9 protein-coding genes are annotated in these 13290 nt (G+C 65.8%); 6 read left to right on the forward strand and 3 right to left on the reverse strand.

What is annotated here, in order from left to right; genetic code table 11:
- From C2U30_RS22980 to C2U30_RS18175, 4 genes are all read left to right on the forward strand, one after another.
- On the forward strand, positions 1-543 hold the full coding sequence (locus tag C2U30_RS22980; protein WP_233720961.1) for a glycosyl hydrolase family 8: 543 nt from the start codon (positions 1-3) through the stop codon (positions 541-543).
- Entirely contained in the window at positions 540-950 is a 411-nt protein-coding gene (locus tag C2U30_RS22985; RefSeq protein WP_233720963.1) for a glycosyl hydrolase family 8, read from the forward strand. The genes C2U30_RS22980 and C2U30_RS22985 overlap by 4 nt, the downstream gene beginning before the upstream one ends.
- Positions 935-3181, forward strand: coding sequence for a tetratricopeptide repeat protein (locus C2U30_RS18170; protein WP_103244226.1), 2247 nt, complete (start codon positions 935-937; stop codon positions 3179-3181). Before C2U30_RS22985 ends, C2U30_RS18170 begins: the two co-directional genes overlap by 16 nt.
- A gap of 164 nt (positions 3182-3345) precedes the next feature.
- Positions 3346-4374, forward strand: a complete 1029-nt coding sequence (locus C2U30_RS18175; RefSeq protein ID WP_199767292.1) for a cellulose synthase subunit BcsC-related outer membrane protein — start codon at positions 3346-3348, stop codon at positions 4372-4374.
- 28 nt (positions 4375-4402) lie between these two features.
- Here the strand turns inward: C2U30_RS18175 and C2U30_RS18180 are convergent, their stop codons facing one another.
- A complete protein-coding gene (locus tag C2U30_RS18180; RefSeq protein WP_103244228.1) occupies positions 4403-4678 on the reverse strand; it encodes a metal/formaldehyde-sensitive transcriptional repressor in 276 nt (91 codons plus the stop codon).
- A gap of 71 nt (positions 4679-4749) precedes the next feature.
- Between C2U30_RS18180 and dmeF the strand changes: the two genes are divergently transcribed.
- Positions 4750-5691: a CDF family Co(II)/Ni(II) efflux transporter DmeF gene (gene dmeF, locus C2U30_RS18185; protein ID WP_103244229.1), complete on the forward strand. Its 942-nt coding sequence runs from the start codon at positions 4750-4752 to the stop codon at positions 5689-5691.
- Positions 5692-5706: 15 nt separating this feature from the next.
- Here dmeF and C2U30_RS18190 read toward each other — a convergent pair whose 3' ends face one another.
- The gene (locus tag C2U30_RS18190; protein WP_103244230.1) at positions 5707-6108 is read right to left on the reverse strand and encodes a hypothetical protein; all 402 of its coding nucleotides are present in this window, start codon (positions 6106-6108) and stop codon (positions 5707-5709) included.
- A 261-nt stretch (positions 6109-6369) separates the two neighbouring features.
- On the opposite strand from C2U30_RS18190, the gene pulA reads away from it, so the two are divergent.
- Complete coding sequence (pulA, locus tag C2U30_RS18195; RefSeq protein ID WP_103244231.1) at positions 6370-10494, forward strand: pullulanase-type alpha-1,6-glucosidase; 4125 nt, start codon at positions 6370-6372, stop codon at positions 10492-10494.
- Between the two features lie 193 nt (positions 10495-10687).
- Here pulA and C2U30_RS18200 read toward each other — a convergent pair whose 3' ends face one another.
- Positions 10688-13129, reverse strand: a complete 2442-nt coding sequence (locus C2U30_RS18200) for a zinc/cadmium/mercury/lead-transporting ATPase (protein ID WP_103244232.1) — start codon at positions 13127-13129, stop codon at positions 10688-10690.
- Between the last annotated feature and the right edge of the window lie 161 nt (positions 13130-13290).

Consider the following 13290-nt stretch of genomic DNA (forward strand, 5'->3'; position numbering starts at 1 on the left):
ATGACTCAGATGAAAAATGTCTGTGGTGCCCTGCTCCTCTGGGCCCTTTGTTCCCTCCCGGCGCAGGCCGTCTGTCACTGGCCGGAGTGGGATCACTTTCGCCAGCACTACATCAGCGAAGAGGGCAGGGTCATCGACCCTGCCGACGGGCGCCGCATCACCACCTCGGAAGGCCAGAGCTATGCCCTCTTCTTCGCCCTGGTCAACGATGACAGGGAGACCTTTGCCCGCCTGCTCGACTGGACGGAGCGGCAGCTCGCCCGCGGGGATCTGACCGGCTTCCTGCCATCCTGGCTCTGGGGCAGGCAGCAGGACGGCAGTTGGGGTGTGCTGGATGCGAACAGCGCGTCCGATTCGGATCTCTGGATAGCCTACAGCCTGCTGGAGGCGGGTCGCCTGTGGGAGAACCACAGCTACTCTGCCCTCGGCACCCTGTTGCTGCGGCGTATCGCCCGGGAGGAGGTCGCCACGCTGCCGGGTCTCGGCCCCGTGGCTTTGCCCCGGACTGGGTGGACTGGCAGGCCGACAAGGGATGGCAGGTGACGGCGGACAAGGGCGACACCGGTGGCTATGACGCCATCCGCGTCTATCTCTGGCTCGGCATGTTGAGCGAGGAGGATCCCGCCAGGGCTTCCCTGGTGGCCCATTTTGCCCCCATGCTGGCGCAGTTGACCGAATCGGGTCATCTTCCCGAGCGGGTCTCCAGCCAAAGTGGACAGGTTCAGGGCAAGGGGCCGAGCGGCTTTGCCGCCGCCCTTCTGCCCCTGTCACGGGGCTTGCCGGCGCAGGTCACCTTGCGCAAGCAGGTCTCCGATCACGGGCTGGATGCGGATGCCTACTACGGCAGCGTGCTGACCCTGTTCGGCGCAGGCTGGGATCAGGGGCGTTATCGCCTTGCCGCCGACGGTACCCTGCAGCCGGATTGGAGCGAGTCATGTCAGGCAGAGTGACCCTGGGGTGCCTGCTCGCCTGCCTGATGAGCGGAGCCCTGGCGCAAGGGACGGTACAGCCGGTGGCCTGGCTGCTGGAGCAGGTCAGGATTGGCGAGGCCCGTGGGCGGGAAGATCTCGTCAGCAACAGCCTCTATTCCCTCTCCCTGGTGGAGCCCGATCATCCGGAGCTGCTGGCAGCCCAGGCCCGTCAGGCCCTGCGCCAGGGCAAGGTCAAGGAGGCCGGGGCACTGCTGGCCCGCCTTGGCAAGCAAGACCCCGACTCTGCGCTCTATCGTCAGGGCATGGCCAACCTGGCCCTGAACGAACCGGCCAGGCGCCAGCAACTGCAACAAGCCAGGCTGCTGACCAGCGCCGGCAGGCTGGAGGAGGCCGAGCGTCTCTATCGCTCCCTGTTCTCCGGTGATTTGCCCCCCAATCTCGACGTGGCGGTGGATTATGCCCTGTTGCAGACACGGATCCCGGCCATGAAGGCAAAGGGGCTGGCGGCCCTGGAGGCACTCAACCGGCAATATCCGGGTGAGCCCAGAGTGCGGGGCGGGCTGGCTCGCCTCTATCTGGCGGAGGGTCGGCGTCAGGGGGCGCAGAACCTGTTGCGCGAGATGGCGCGAGACCCCTATCAGCGGGACGAGGCCGCCGAGATCTGGCTCGCGGACATCGAATCCCTGCCCATCGGTCCCGGGAGCATCGCTGCCTTGCAGGAGTACATGGTGCTCTTTGGCGAAGGGGATACCACCAAGGCGGAACAGCTACTCGCGGCCCAGGAGGAGAAGTGGGCCTCGCCTGCCTATCGTGCACGCCAGTCGGCGCTCGCAAGCACGGCGGGAGGTGGTGCCTCCATCTCCCGCTTGCAGCGTGCCCTGGCTGCCAACCCGGGGGATCCCGAACTCATGGGGGCCCTCGGGCAGGCCTACTCCCGCAACGATCAGCGAGCGCTGGCCATCGCCCAGTTTGAACGGGTGCTGGCACACCCCGAGGTGACCGACAAGGACAAATGGCGCAGCCTGCTGGCCACCAACCGCTACTGGCTGCTGGTGAGCCAGGGGCGCAGCGCCCTGGAACGGGAGCAGTGGGATGAGGCGGCGACCCTGTATCGCCGTGCCATCGCCCAGGATGGGCGTGAACCCGAAGCCTGGCTGGGGCTCGGAGACAGCGAGCGTGGCCGTCATCGCGATGCCGACGCGGAGTCCGCCTATCGCAAGGCGCTCGCCATGGGGAGCGCGCGGGAGCGGGCCCTGGCCCGCCTGTTCGATCTCTACAAGGAGCAGGATCCGGCGCGTGCCCTGGCCCTGCTGGAGCAGCAGGGCCCCCCCGGGATGCAGGCCGAAGGGCGGCGGCTCAAGGCCGGGCTGTTGCAGGAGGAGGCCGATCAGCTCGATCGGACCGGCAAGGTGGCGGCGGCGCTGCGCCTTCGCGAGCAGACACTCGCGCTGACCCCGGAAGAGGTGTGGCTGGCCTATCGAGTAGCCGATACCCGGGCCCGCCTCGGGGAAGCCGGTAGCGGGGAGCGGCTCTTGCGGGAACGTCTGGCGGCGCGGCCCCAGGACGCCACTCTGCGCTACGCTACCGCCCTCTATCTCTCGGGGCAGGACAAGACGGTGGAGGCGAGAGGGGTGCTGGCCGCCATCCATAGGTCCGTCTGGACACAGGACATGGATGCGCTGGATCAGCGCCTCGCCCGTGACGAGGTGCTCGCCAGGGCGAGGGCGCGTCACGAGGCCGGGGATGATGAGGGGGCCGAACGCCTGCTTCAGCCGTTGCAGCCGGATGAAGAGGCGAGCCTGATGCTGGCGGAGTGGGCCACGGATCGGGGGGCCTATGCACTGGCGGAGCAGCGCTATCAGGAGGTGCTTGCCCGCACGCCGCAGCAGCCCGAGGCCAGGCTTGGCATGGCCGAACTGGCCCAGGCCAGGGGCGATCTGGCAAAGGCCCGTCACTGGCTGCCCGCCTGGCCGGTCAGCCCGCTGCCCCCGGAGGGGGCCAGCTACTACCGCCGGGTAGCCAATCTCTATCAGGCGCTGGGAGAGGGCGAAACAGCCCGCGCCATTTTCACCGACTACGAACCCCTGGTGGCGATGCAACCGGCCTCCCAGCAGACGGCGCTGTTCTGGCGCGATGCCGCCCGCCAGCGCGTTGCCGAGCATGATGTGGAGGAGGCACTGGTGCGGGATCGCAAGGGGCTGGTGGCCGCAGGTCTGGCCCCCGCGAGGATCTGGAGGGGGGCGAGCTGACCCGGCTGGCTCGCAGTCAGGATGGGGAGGGGTGGCTGGCATCCGGCCTGCGCAGCGATCTCGACAGGCATTACCGGCAGAGCCAGACCACCTTCTCCCTCGACAGCGATTACTGGGGCTCCAGCGGTACCGGGGGCTACTCGGATTTGCGGGCGCTGACCCAGATGGCGCAACTGGATACGCCGCTGGCCGGTGGTACCGCCTTCGGCCGCCTTGAACTCGTCGACATGGATGCCGGAGATCTGCCGGACTCCCCTTACCGGGCGCAGTTCGGTACCTGTGCGGCCAGGGACTGCCGCGGGGACGCGCACCAGCAGAGCCGGGGGACCACCCTGGCGGCAGGCTGGCAGCGGGGGGCCTGGGCGTTCGATCTGGGGACCACGCCCCTGGGTTTCGAGGTGGTGGACTGGGTCGGAGGCGCCACCTTGACCGGTGACTGGCACACGCTGGGGTGGGGGATGACCCTCTCGCGTCGGCCCGTCAGCAGCTCGCTGCTCTCCTATGGGGGAACGGTGGATCCGGGCACGGGCATCAGCTGGGGCGGGGTGCGGGCGAACGGGATCCGCCTCGATCTCAGCCGGGATCTGGGAGGGGCCGTCGGGTTCTGGGGCAGCGCCCAGCAGCACCTGCTGACCGGCAAGAACGTGCCCGACAACTGGCGCACCCGGCTCATGGGAGGGGGCTATTACAAGTTCGTCAACGAGACCCATCGCCGTGCCAGCGTGGGGCTCAGCACCATGCTGTGGCACTACCAGCAGGATCTGGGGGGCTATACCCTGGGGCAGGGGGGGTATTACAGCCCGCAAGGGTACTTCTCGCTCTCGGTGCCGGTCAGCTACCGGCAGCGTACCCCGGACTGGTCGTGGGAGCTGGGGGGATCGGGATCCTGGTCCTACGCCCGTACCGACGACAGCCGTCGCTACCCGCTGGAAGGCCTGTTGCCAAGCGGTTTGCCAGACAGAAATGCGCCTGTGAAAGGGGGCAGTAGCAGTGGATTCGGCTACACCCTGAATGGCGTGGTGGAGCACAGGCTGACGGAGCACTGGCGCATCGGTGGCCGGGTGGACATCCAGCAGGCGGATGACTATGCCCCCAGCCATGTCACCCTGTTCCTGCGCTACACCTTCAAGCCCTGGCAAGGGGATCTCGACATGCCGCCAAGGCCTCTCACCCCCTACGCGGACTTCGACTGACAGAGGCGCCCGTCATCACCGGGCGCCCTTATTTCAGATAGGAACGCAGTACCCTCACCACCTGATCCAGATCCTCCAGCCGCTCGGCATGGGTCGCCTCCTCGGCGCCAAGATGCTCGCGCATGTGCCCCTCCAGTACCTCCAGCATCAGGCCGTTGACGGCGCCGCGGATGGCGGCGATCTGCTGCAGGATGGCGGCGCAGTCTGTTTCCTGTTCCAGAGCGCTCTCCAGGGCACAGGTCTGCCCCTTGATGCGCCTGACCCGTGCCAGCAGCTTCTTCTTGTCGTGAACCGTGTGTGACATCCAGGATCCTCTCGATCAATAAAACTATACTGGGGTATAGTATATAGCATCCTCGTTTTCAGGAGAAATCCATGCCATCCCTCGCCTCATCCCACTGCCACCACCCCGTCGTCCACGAAGGGAATCCCCTGGCCGAACAGAAGACCCGCTGGGCCGTGCTGCTCACCGTCGTCATGATGGTGGCGGAGATCGGTGGGGGCTGGTTCTACAACTCCATGGCGCTGCTGGCCGATGGCTGGCACATGAGCTCCCATGCCCTGGCCCTCGACCTCTCGGTGCTGGCCTATCGCGCTGCCCGCCACTTCGCGCGGGATCACAGGTTCAGCTTCGGTACCTGGAAGATAGAGGTGCTGGGGGGCTTCAGCAGCGCCCTGCTGCTGGTGGGGGTGGCGGGATTGATGCTGTTCGAGTCGGTGGCCAGGTTGCTGGACTCCAGCCCCATCCATTATCAGCAGGCGATCGGCATTGCCCTGCTGGGCCTGCTGGTGAATCTGGCCTGTGCCTGGCTGCTCAGGGACGATCACGGCCATCACCATGGTCACGACCACCATCACGGTCATCACGACCACTCGCACGATCACCACCACGGCCATCAGGATCTCAACCTGCGGGCCGCCTACCTCCACGTGCTGGCGGACGCGGCCACCTCGGTGCTGGCGATTGTGGCGCTGGTGGGAGGCATGGTGTGGGGGGCGGACTGGCTGGATCCCTTGATGGGCATCGCCGGGGCCGTGCTGGTGGCGGTGTGGGCCAGGGGGCTGCTGCGTGATACCGGGCGCGTCTTGCTGGATGCGGAGATGGATGCGCCCCTGGTGGACGAGATCCGCGAGGTGATCGCCGAGCTGCCTGGCGCCGAGATCCGCGATCTTCACGTCTGGCGGGTGGGGCAGACGCAGTATGCCGCCGCGATGTCGTTGCAGATGGCGACCCCGGTCCCGGCACAGGCGATCCGCGAGCGCCTCGCCATCCACGAGGAGCTGGTGCACCTGACCATCGAAGTGTCTGCCGACTGACGCCCCTGGCGGGCGTCAGCGGGGAGGCTCGCTCCCCTGATCCTGCCAGAGGGAGCCCAGCATCAGCCTCAGCAGCAGTCCCGGCGGGTCGTCGAGCAGGCGGCCCGGCTCCAGCAGCAGGTGCCCGTCGGCATGAAAGCCCAGGCTGGCGTGAACCTTGCCTTCCTCGCCACACACCTGGAGGAGGCCGTTCAGGGAACCCCCCTCGCCGGGTTGACAGCGCAGCCGCAGCTCCCGTGGTTCCCCCAGCAGGGTGAAGGCGCGGGCGAGGGGCGGGCTCTCTTCATAATCCGGCCAGTTGAATAAGTGATAGCGTTCGGCGAGCACGCCGGCCTGCTGGCAGAACTGATCGAACAACTGGGCAATGCCCTGATACTCCTGGTCCAGCCGCCTGGCCTGCTCCTCAATCCGTTTCATCACCCAGTCCCCTCTATCCATTTGATTGGACATTGATTTCGTCACTCGCTCCCCTCTTTCCGCTGGTATGGGCCGAAAGCGTTGCCAGGTCTGTGAGCGCGATCGAGTTTTCGTTATGAAAACGTTATCTTGTTGATGCGGATTGGTTTTTTTTGCCCATCCGCTCACATTTACGGCAATTCCCGCTGATTAATATGACACCGCTCGGCAATGACCGGGTACTCGGATATCGAGACTAACTACAGCGGGAATTATAAAAAAATGGATATGAAAAAGACCAAAGTGGCGCTGGTAACAGCCTCACTGCTCGCGCTTTTGTCAGGCTGTAACGACAACAGTTCTACTGTCCCTGATCTGCCTACCAACCCCGAGATCCCTACTGCCCCTGATGTGCCAACCAACCCGGATGTGACCCTTCCTCCCGGCACCCAGGATGGGCCCGTCGCTCGTCTTCCCAACGTCCAGCCCCCGGCCGAACTGCTGACGGCCGGCCCCGACGAAGCGGTCATCGCCCTGGTGGATACCCAGACCAGCGCGGCGCGCGGTGTCACCGGCCCGTTCGCCAGCCACAGCCTGCACCTGTGGAACAACGACGCCTGCAACTCGACCTCGGAGGGCGGCCTCAACACCGGTTGGGATGACAAGAGCAAGACGCCGTCCGCGGCGGACAGTTTTGGTCCGGCCTGGGTCGTGCCGCTCTCCAAGATGGAAGGCTGCATCAACTTCATCGCCCGCAACGGCGATCTCGCGAACCTGACCGGCAGCGACATGAAGGTGGTCTTCAGCGATCACCCGGATCGCACAGTGGCCATCGTCGCCGGCAAGAACGAGATCTTCGGCAGCCGGGCGGAAGCCTTCACCGCCGCCTTCGGCGTGGCGGGGGCCAGTGCCCACCTCATCGACGACAACACCCTGATTTGGCAAGGGGGCAAGGACAAGCCCTATGTGCGCCTCTACTACACAGAGTCAGGCACCATCACCGCAAACAGCGAGGGTGTATTCGATTTCCCCTACCTCAAGCTGACCCCGACCAGCCTGACCGAAGAGCAACAGGCCAAATACCCGCACCTCAAGGATGCCGCCGCCTTCGCCCTGCCTGCGGGGAAAGATCTCAAGCCCCTGCTCAAGGGTGAGCTGGTCGCCATCGGGACCGATGCGGACGGCATCCTGCAGGGGGCGACCCTGGTGCAGAGTGCCGGTGCCCTCGATGCCCTTTACAGCGAAGCGGCCACCAAGCTGGCCTACGGCGCCGTGGTGGAGGGGGGCAATGTCACCTTCCGGCTCTGGGCACCGACCGCCAAGTCGGTCAAGCTGGCGCTGTTCGACGAGCAGCACAAGTCGCTTGGCGAGCGCGCCATGACCCTGGACGAGGCCAGCGGCAGCTGGAGCGTGCAGGGGGGCAGCGATCTGGTCGGCAAATACTACCGCTACGATATCCAGGTCTATCACCCGGTCAGCCGCAAGCTGGAATCCTATCAGGTGACCGACCCCTACTCCCTGAGCCTGGCGATGAACTCCGAGTTCAGCCAGGTGGTGGATCTCGACGATCCGGCCCTCAAGCCGGAAGGCTGGGACGGCCTCAAGGCGCCCCACAGCCAGAAGAACCCCGCCGACATCACCATCTATGAGGCCCACGTCCGGGATCTGACCGGCAACGACGAGTCGACGCCGGTGGATCACCGCGGCAAGTTCCTCGGGCTGACCGACAGCGACAGCGTGCCCGTCACCCACCTGAAATCCCTGGCCAAGAGCGGCGTCAGCCACCTGCACCTGCTGCCGGTGTTCGACATCGCCACCGTCAACGAGGATCCGGCCAAGGTGGCCAACATCGGCGATGACTTCAGCAAGCTGTGCGAGGTCAATCCCGAGGTCAAGAACTCCAGGTTTGCCAGCCACTGTGGTGGCGGCGAGACCATCGAAGCCGTGCTCGGTGATCTGCAAGCCAGCGACAGCAAGGAAAACCCCGTGGTGCAGGAGCTGTACGGCTACCTGCGCGGGGTGGACTCCTTCAACTGGGGCTATGACCCCTACCACTACACCACCCCGGAAGGCTCCTACGCCACCAATGCGGAGGGGACGACCCGGATCAAGGAGTTCCGCGAGATGGTGCAGGCCATCAAGCAGAACATCGGCATGAACGTGGTGATGGACGTGGTCTACAACCACACCAACGAAGCGGGTCTCGGTTCCAAATCCGTGCTCGACAAGATTGTGCCCTGGTACTACCAGCGCCTCAATCCGGAGACCGGTTCGGTGGAAAACTCCACCTGCTGCTCCAACACGGCGCCGGAACACGCCATGTTCGCCAAGCTGATGGATGACTCTCTGGTCACCTGGGCGCGGGACTACAAAATCGATGCCTTCCGCTTCGACCTCATGGGCCATCACCCGAAAGATCAGATGGTGCAGGCCCTGGCCGAGGTGAAGAAGGTCAATCCGGACATGTACTTCTACGGCGAGGGGTGGAACTTCGGCGAGGTACAGGATGACAAGCGCTTCGTGCAGGCGACCCAGAAGCACCTGGCCGGTACCGGCATCGGCTCCTTCTCCGACCGGCTGCGTGATGCGGTGCGCGGCGGCAGCCCGTTCGACGGCGGCGAAGCCATTCGCAAGACCCAGGGCTTTGGCAACGGCGCCCTGGTGGATGCCAACGAGCTGGACGGCGTCGATCTCGCCACCGCCCTGCATCAGTCCGATCTGGTGCGCCTCGGCATGGCGGGCAACCTCAAGGAGTTCGTGCTGACCGACAAGGACGGCATACCGAAGAAAGGCTCCGACATCGACTACAACGGTCAACCGGCGGGCTATGCCCAGGATCCGACCGAAATCCAGAACTATGTCGACAAGCACGACAACCAGACTCTGTTCGACAACCTGGTGTACAAGGCACCCGCCGGGGCCGACCTGGTGCGGATGCAGGGGGTCTCTCTGGCGACCGCCATGCTGGGTCAGGGCATTCCCTTCACCCACGCGGGTGTCGAGCTGCTGCGTTCCAAGTCCATGGAGCGGGACAGCTACGACTCCGGTGACTGGTACAACCGGGTCGACTACGGCTTAAGTGACAATAATTTTGACAAAGGGCTGCCGCGCAAGGACAAGGACGAGGCCAACTACGAGCTGATCGAGCAGGTGCTCGGCCAGCACGCCAAGCCGGGTTCGGCCGAGATGCATCAGATGGTGAACTTCTACCAGGAGCTCTCCGAACTGCGTCAATCTTCTCGTCTGCTGCGTCTTGGCAGCGGCGCCGAGGTGATCAAGCGGGTCGACTTCCGCAACACCGGCCCTGAGCAGATCCCGGGTCTCATCGTGATGAGCGTGGATGACGGGGTGGGCGCCGGTGCGGATCTGGATCCAGCCATCGACGGCCTGGTGGTGATGATCAACGCCACCAATCAGCCCCAGAGCATCGGCGATTTCCGTGACGGCAAGGATCAGCCCATCGATCTGACCGGCATGGTCCTGAGCGGTGCCCACCGTGACTCCGACAGCATCGCCAGCGGTGCGGCCAATGACAGCGGTCAGCTGACCCTTGGCGCCTGGTCGGCGGCGGTGTTCGTCAAGCCGCAGAGCGGTGCCCAGGGCGCGGGGCTGCCGGTGAGCAAGAAGACGGATCTGAGCACCTTGCCTCCCTTCGGTGACACCGAGGTGTTCGTGCGCGGTTTCCTGAATCAGTGGGATCCGGTCAACAAGATGAACTTCAGTGGCAACTTCACCTATGAGTTCACCACCGAGGTGACGGCGGATCAGCTGGGGTCGACCCAGGTGAAGATCGCTGGCAACGAGTGGAGCGGCCCCGTCAATTACGGCAAGTGCAGCGATACCGACCAGCTTGCGACCGGCCAGGTCAATACGCTCTGTGCCAATGGCGGGGATCTGCCGTTCAACGTGGAGAAGGCTGGCACCTACAAGTTTGTCTTCACCGCCATGAACAAGGACAAGCCCACCCTGAGTGTCAGCTACACCGAACCGGCGCAGAGCTGCAAGGTGCTGGATACCGTCGCGGGCAATCCGCTCGGCTTCCCGCTCTATGTGCGCGGCAGTCTGAGCGACTGGAACGCCCAGCCGGCCTACCAGCTGAGCTACAAGGGGATGGAAGGCAACCTCGCCATCTATCAGGCCGCCTTCAACTACGCGGGCAGCTTTGACTTCAAGTTTGCCAACGACGATGGCAACTGGAGCAAGCAGTTCTTCGTGAAGGATGCCGGTGGCACCCTGATCGCACTGGAGCCCGAGCAGGTTTACCCGCTCCAGCACGGCGACGGTGGCATGGGCAACAACAGCATCACGCTGGAACAGGGTCTGTGGAGCTTCCTGGTGAAGGTTGACCCGACCCAGACTTCCGGCGAGGTGGGCAGCGTCATCATCCAGGAGTGCAGCGCCAAGTAAGTCTTTCCCATTGAGCCCGGGGCTGGCTCGGCACCCCAGGGTTGAATTCCACCTCGCCAAGGGTGGGATAACTCCGAGAGAGTAAGCAAAGCGCGACTGCCGACCGGCAGCCGCGCTTTTTCTTTGCTCGTGGGCGAGGCAATAAAAAAGCCGCCCGTTGGGGCGGCTGTAAGTTGTGCCATTTACGGCCGACTTAGCGCTTGCGCAGCAGGCGCAGGGCGTTGGCGGTGACCAGGGCGGTGGCGCCGGTGTCGGCCAGCACCGCAATCCACAGGCCGGTGATGCCGAGCAGGCTGGTGACCAGGAAGATGGCCTTGAGCCCCAGCGCCAGCGCGATGTTCTGGTGGATGTTGGCCAGCGCCGCGCGGGAGAGCCGGATCATGGCGGCGACCCCGCCGAGCTGGTTGTGGGTCAGCGCCGCATCGGCGGTTTCCAGCGCCACGTCGGTGCCGCCTCCCATGGCGATGCCGATGCTGGCCCGCTTCATGGCCGGTGCATCGTTGATGCCGTCGCCGATCATGGCCACCTTGCGGGTGCTGGCGAGCTGGCTTATCTCCTCTACCTTGCCTTCCGGCAGCAGGCCGGCGCGCCAGCCCATGCCGAGCTCGGTGGCGATCGCCTCGGCGGCGCGGGGGTTGTCCCCGGTCAGCATGATGCTCTGCAGGCCGAGCTGGTTGAGCTCTTGCAGCGCCGCAGCCGCTTCCGGCCGGATCTGGTCGCGCAGGGCCAGCAGGGCGGCCGGGGCGGCGTCGGGCTGACCGAGCACCACCACTGTCTTGCCTTGCAGCTCCAGGGCGGCGACCCGGCCCCGTGTTGCGTCATCGAGGGAGGCGACCCGACTCGGCGCCAGCAATTGCCAGAGAGCGCCGTCGATGCGACCCTCTACCCCCATGCCGGGCAGGGCGCGCAGATCCTGGGCCGCCGCCAGGGCAAGACCCCGCTTCCCTGCCGCCGTCACCACGGCGCGGGCCAGCGGGTGGTGGGAGCCCTGCTCGATGGCGGCCGCCAGCGCCAGCAGTTCGGCCTCCGGCTGGCCATCGAGGCTCACCAGTTCGGTCAGCTGCGGCTTGCCCAGGGTCAGGGTGCCGGTCTTGTCGAAGGCCAGGGTATCGATGTGGGCCAACCGCTCCAGCGCGGCGCCCCCCTTGATGAGGGCACCCTGCCGGGTGGCTGCCGCCAGTGCCGAGGTGACCGCCGCCGGGGTGGAGATGACCAGGGCGCAGGGGCAGCCGATCAGCAGCAGCGCCAGGGCGCGGTAGATCCACTCGTCCCAGCTCTGGCCGAAGGCGAGCGGCGGTACCAGCACCACCAGCAGGGCGACCAGCATCATGGCCGGGGTATACCAGCGACTGAAGCGGTCGATGAAGCGCTCGATGGGGGCGCGCTGGGTCTCGGCCTCCTCAATGAGATGCAGGATGCGGTCGATGGCGTTGTTGCCGGGTTCGGACACCACCTCGAGGCGCAGCACCCGGTCCGCCGCCAGACTGCCGGCGGGGACCTTGTCACCCCGGCGGCGCTCCACCGGGATGGATTCGCCGGTCAGGGCGCTCTCGTCAAAGGCGCCGAGGGGGTCGAGCAGGCGGGCATCGGCGGCCAGGCGGGCACCCGGGGCGATTTCGATGATGTCACCGGGGCGCAGCTGGTCGGCAGCGACCTCTTCCCGCACCTCGCCCTCGGCAGTGGTGCGGATGCGCAGCGCCTTGTCGGGCACCAGCGCCATCAGGGCGGTGACCCCGGCGCGGGCGCGGCCGGCGGCATAGGCTTCCAGATGTTCCCCAAGCATGAACAGCAGCAGCACCATGGCCGCTTCGGCGGTTTCGCCGAGGAACAGGGCCCCCACGGCGGCGACCGTCATCAGGGTCTCGATGGCGAAGGGAGAGCCGCTTCTGGTCAGTGCCCACGCCTTGCGGGCGACGGGCCACAGCCCCCAGAGGGTGGCCAGGGTAAAGAGCGGCTGACCGAGCTGGTTCGGCAGCAGGGCCGCCATCCCCATCAAGCCGGCGAGCGACAGGGGCTGCCAGTATTTGCCGAGCAGGTTGCTGACTCTCTGCATCAGCGGGCTGCGGCCCGGTTCGCTGCGAGCCGTGTTCTGAGCTCCCCCTTTGAGCTGGAATCCGGCGGCCAGCACGGCGGCGGTGACGGGGTCGGGGGAGAGGCCGGGGGCCAGATCCACCACCAGCTTCTCGGTGGCAAACAGCACGCGGGCCTGCTGTACGCCCTCCACCCGGCTGACGGCGGTCTCTATCTTGCGGGCACAGCTGGGACAATCCATGCCCAGCACCTGCCAGCTATGGCGGCGGCTGTTCTGCTCGGGGCTAGCCAGCGGCGGCTCGGTCGCGGCGCCCGTGTGGGCGTGCTCGTGCCCCTGCTCATGATGATCGTGATCGTGGTCGTGTTCGTGGCCGTTGGCTGTGTCGGTGGCGCAAGTGCCTCTGGGGGGCTCTTCATCACCCGGGCTGTCTGCGCCACTTTGCCCCTGATGATCGTGGCGGGTCGGGTTGGCGACACCACTGGCCTGTGCCCCGTTGTCGCAGCAGTGGCTGGTGTGGCTGTGCCCGGCCTGTGGGGTGGCGGCCTTGCTGACGGCCTTGATGGGGGCGGCGGCGTGTTGATGGCTGCAGCAGGATTTGCTCATGATGCGTTCCTCTTGAGGGATCCCGCCCCTGCGGGATCCTGGATGACTGAGCCGAGTGTAAACCTTGGTGTAAAGTCCAAGGTCAAGCCCTCTTCTCCTCTTTGTCCGGGTCCATGCCAGTGGCCGCTGATCTGCCCCTGGAGCAGGGGGGACGCAAAGGG

The organism is Aeromonas sp. ASNIH5, assembly GCF_002902865.1.
Classification (GTDB): Bacteria; Pseudomonadota; Gammaproteobacteria; order Enterobacterales; family Aeromonadaceae; genus Aeromonas; species Aeromonas caviae.

Bases quoted from the DNA above. Each gene is read 5' to 3' on its own strand.
- C2U30_RS18170 (WP_103244226.1), top strand. From the start codon at position 935: ATGTCAGGCAGAGTGACCCTGGGGTGCCTGCTCGCCTGCCTGATGAGC.
- C2U30_RS22980 (WP_233720961.1), top strand. From the start codon at position 1: ATGACTCAGATGAAAAATGTCTGTGGTGCCCTGCTCCTCTGGGCCCTT.
- C2U30_RS18180 (WP_103244228.1), bottom strand. From the start codon at position 4,678: ATGTCACACACGGTTCACGACAAGAAGAAGCTGCTGGCACGGGTCAGG.
- C2U30_RS18175 (WP_199767292.1), top strand. From the start codon at position 3,346: ATGGCGCAACTGGATACGCCGCTGGCCGGTGGTACCGCCTTCGGCCGC.
- C2U30_RS18200 (WP_103244232.1), bottom strand. From the start codon at position 13,129: ATGAGCAAATCCTGCTGCAGCCATCAACACGCCGCCGCCCCCATCAAG.
- pulA (WP_103244231.1), top strand. From the start codon at position 6,370: ATGGATATGAAAAAGACCAAAGTGGCGCTGGTAACAGCCTCACTGCTC.
- C2U30_RS18190 (WP_103244230.1), bottom strand. From the start codon at position 6,108: ATGAAACGGATTGAGGAGCAGGCCAGGCGGCTGGACCAGGAGTATCAG.
- dmeF (WP_103244229.1), top strand. From the start codon at position 4,750: ATGCCATCCCTCGCCTCATCCCACTGCCACCACCCCGTCGTCCACGAA.